Raw genomic sequence first — 2,605 nt, 5'->3', positions numbered from 1 at the left:
CCCTGATGGCCACCTAAATTCCCCCACTTATGGCCACCTCAAACTCCCCCACCTGAATTGATCGGGGACAGGGGTTCAACGCCGACACCGTCGGCACCTGTTGGCAGGACGCATGTTCTGACCTTCCTCGAAGGAAGGCCAAGGAGTGAATGTCTTGAAACCCAACCAACGCGCCACCGTCATCACGCTGCTGCAGCGCAATACTCCCCAGCGAGAGATTGCCCGCATCACCGGCATCGACCGCAAAACCATTCGCAGCTACCACCAGCGCTGGCTGCTTGACCCCGCAAATTCCCCCGGGGTGGCCACCGGCTCTGAGGCCGTGGCCACTCAAATTCCCCCACCCTGGCCACCGGCTCCAGTTTCCACTTCCGCCAGCCTGTGCGAAGTCCACCGCGACTTCATCCAGGCCCAGTTGCTTTTGCGCCGCAACGCCATGGGCATCTACCAAGACTTGGTCGATGCCCACGGCTTTACCGGGGCCTACAACAGCGTCAAACGCTTTGTGCGTGCCTTGCGCCAGAAGGCACCCGAACAGTTTGATCGCCTGTCCTTCTTGCCGGGCGAAGAGATGCAGGTCGACTACGGCGAGGGTGCACCGACCTTGGTGCCCGGCACCGATCGCTACAAGAAGCCCCGTTTATTTGTCGCCACACTGCGCCACTCCCGGCGCAGTTTCCGCCGGGTGGTCTGGAAGTCCAGCCAACAAGTGTGGGCCCAGTTGCACGAGCAAGCATTTCGCTACTTTGGCGGCTGCCCCCAGTACGTGGTGCTGGACAACCTCAAGGAGGGCGTGCTCAGGCCCGATTTGTACGAGCCCGAACTCAACCCGGTGTATGCGGCCATGCTGGACCACTACAGCGTGGTGGCCGATCCGGCCCGCGTGCGCGACCCCAACCGCAAGGGCACGGTGGAGCACGCCATCGGCCACACCCAGGCCACCGCCTTGAAGGGCAAACGCTTTGAATCGATCGAGGCCCAGAACGAGCACCTGGAGCATTGGGAGACGAACTGGGCCTCCAAGCGCATCCACGGCAGCGAGCGCCAACAGGTGCAGGCCATGTTCGAGGCCGAACGCCGACACCTCAAGCCCTTGCCCCTGCTGGGCATGCAGTACTTCACGCAAGGCGTGCGCACCGTGTGCGATGACAGCTGCGTGCGGGTCGATCACAGCAGCTACGCCGCCCGCCCGGCAGCCATCGGCTCAAAAGTGCTGGTGCGCATCTTTGAGCGGCGCATCGAGATCCGGGATTTGCAAGGCGCTTTGCTGCGCACCCACGCTAAGGCCGAGCGGCCCGGCTCGGTGGTGCTGCCCGCAGACGAGCGGGTGTTCAACCCATCTCGCGAGACGCGGTTGATCCTGCGCCAGGCCAAAGAAATCGGCCAGCACGCCAGCCGCCTGTGTGAGCTGATGTTTGCAGCCGAGGGCCGGGTGGGCCAAAGAAAGCTGTGGGGCATCGTGGGATTGACCAAACGCTACCCGGGCAGCTGCATTGACGGCGCCTGTGCCCAAGCCTTGGCGCAAGGGGTCTACAGCTACAACCATGTCAAGACTTTGAGCGAGCGTTTGTTTGCCAGCGCGATGGCGAGCATGGACGAGGAGTCAAACCATGGCTCTGTCGGTGATGCCGGTGCACTTGAAGATGACCCTCTGGCCCAGCAGCATGATCTTATTCGCCAGGCCGACGAGTATGCGGACTTGTTCACCCATGCGGCCATGCTCGCCGGTGCGGCCGTGAGCCGTGCCATGGATGCGGCCCAAGGAGGTCAGGCATGAACATGACTGAGATCGACAACGCTTTGCGCCAGCTGCGACTGTCGGGCATGCAGCAAACCCTTTCCACCCGAGCGATGCAGGCCCAGGCCAGCCAGGAGTCATTCTTGGAGACCTTCGCCGCGTTGCTGCAAGACGAGCTGGAGCGGCGCCGATCGGTGCTGCTCGATCGCCGCTACAAGCGTTCAGGGCTCGATGAGAAGGCCTCGTTGGCGGACTTGGACTGGCGCTTTAACCCCAAGATACCCCGGGCGGCGTGCTTTGAGTTGCACACCTTGAAGTTCATCACCGAAGGGGCCAATGCCTTGATTGTGGGCAAACCGGGCACGGGCAAGAGCCATGTGGCCAAGGCGCTGGCGTACCAGGCCACGCTGCAGGGCTATGACGTGCGGTATCTGGAGGCGGACACCGAGTTTGCGCGGTATGCGCTGGCGGGTAGCCAAGACAGGGCGAATTTGCTGCGGGAGTGGGTCAAGCCGGATTTGTTGATCGTGGACGATTTGTTTCTGGCCAGGCGAATCACGGCGGAGGCAGCAGAGGCATTGCAGGCCATCGTGCACCAGCGCTACAAGCTGCGCCGAGCGTTGGTGGTTACATCAAACCGGGTGGTGCAGGACTGGGGCAAGTATTTGGGGGATGCCACGATGGCCAGCACGATCCTGGATAGGTTGATGCACCGCTGCGCGATGCTGGAGTTTGAGGGCAAGAGCTACAGGCTCAAGGAGGCGGCTGCTCGCTTGGTCGTCAATCCGGAAACGTCATAATCTGACGGCGCTGCCTGGGGGAATTTGGGGTGGCCACGGGTGGGGGAATTTGGACTGGCCATCAGGG

The 2,605-nt window shown here is 62.3% G+C and carries 2 protein-coding genes; both read left to right on the top strand.

Annotation, left to right across the window (positions count from 1 at the left end):
• Positions 1–145 precede the first annotated feature (145 nt).
• Positions 146–1,777 carry an IS21 family transposase gene (istA, locus tag B9Z31_RS15260; RefSeq protein WP_100120413.1) on the top strand — a complete coding sequence of 544 codons (1,632 nt, stop codon included), beginning with the start codon at positions 146–148 and terminating at the stop codon, positions 1,775–1,777.
• Complete coding sequence (gene istB, locus B9Z31_RS15255) at positions 1,774–2,538, top strand: IS21-like element helper ATPase IstB (RefSeq protein WP_089957672.1); 765 nt, start codon at positions 1,774–1,776, stop codon at positions 2,536–2,538. The genes istA and istB overlap by 4 nt, the downstream gene beginning before the upstream one ends.
• Positions 2,539–2,605: the final 67 nt, after the last annotated feature.

Source organism: Limnohabitans sp. G3-2 (assembly GCF_002778275.1).
Taxonomy (GTDB): domain Bacteria; phylum Pseudomonadota; class Gammaproteobacteria; order Burkholderiales; family Burkholderiaceae_C; genus Limnohabitans_A.
The sequence above is the reverse complement of the archived record's forward strand: the minus strand, read 5'-3'. Positions and strand labels throughout refer to the sequence as shown.